The organism is Paenibacillus sp. P32E (genome assembly GCF_001909085.1).
Classification (GTDB): domain Bacteria; phylum Bacillota; class Bacilli; order Paenibacillales; family Paenibacillaceae; genus Paenibacillus_AQ; species Paenibacillus_AQ helianthi.
Genome location: NZ_LVYY01000072.1, coordinates 1 through 639, shown reverse-complemented (window position 1 = coordinate 639; position 639 = coordinate 1). Strand labels below are relative to the sequence as shown.

Genomic DNA, 639 nt, shown 5'->3' with positions numbered 1-639 from the left:
TAGCTATTCAGCTTCACCCCCTTGGGATTCAGCAACGCCCGGCTGTTCAGCTTGTGGACGCCGCCTGTCTCGTAGGGCAGCAGGTAGGCGGCCGCGATCTTCTTGATGTAGACCACTGCCACCGGTGACGACTTGCGAGCCTTGCTCACCCCGACTGACTTCTGCGTGAATGGCGTCGGGCTGTCGAAGGTCGACCTGATGTTTTCCTGCTCGGCAGCCTGGACGCGGGCAGCGGTCGCGTTGATGGCCTGCGCCATCGCAAACGGCAGCTGCCTCGACGTGAAGGCGTCCATGCGCCGCAGGACATTTTTCAGGTTGGACGTGATCTTGATTTCAAGCACAGCCCCCCCTTTCATATGAGCTTGCCGGGTGCCACCAACTGCACACCGCCCGGCGGCGATGATCCCTACCCCGCGCGTCATGCCCAACGCGCGGCCCTCGGTGGCCAAGGTTCGGATTGAATAGCTCCGTCAGTCGACCCAGCTCTGGATCAGCAGTTCAGCGCGCGGCACGCCCGCGCCACCGCCAACCGTGTAGCGGATGTCCAGCACCTGCATGGGGAAGCCCTTAAACGCTTCACGCATCTGCGGATGGTCGTTCACACTGACCAACGCACGGCCCTTCATCGAGCGCATGGCA

General features: G+C 62.6%; 1 protein-coding gene. It reads right to left on the bottom strand.

Going from position 1 to position 639, the window contains the following annotated elements; genetic code table 11:
• The coding region (locus tag A3848_RS28770; protein WP_218619025.1) for a hypothetical protein at positions 1-341 on the bottom strand (341 nt) is incomplete at its 3' end.
• Between the last annotated feature and the right edge of the window lie 298 nt (positions 342-639).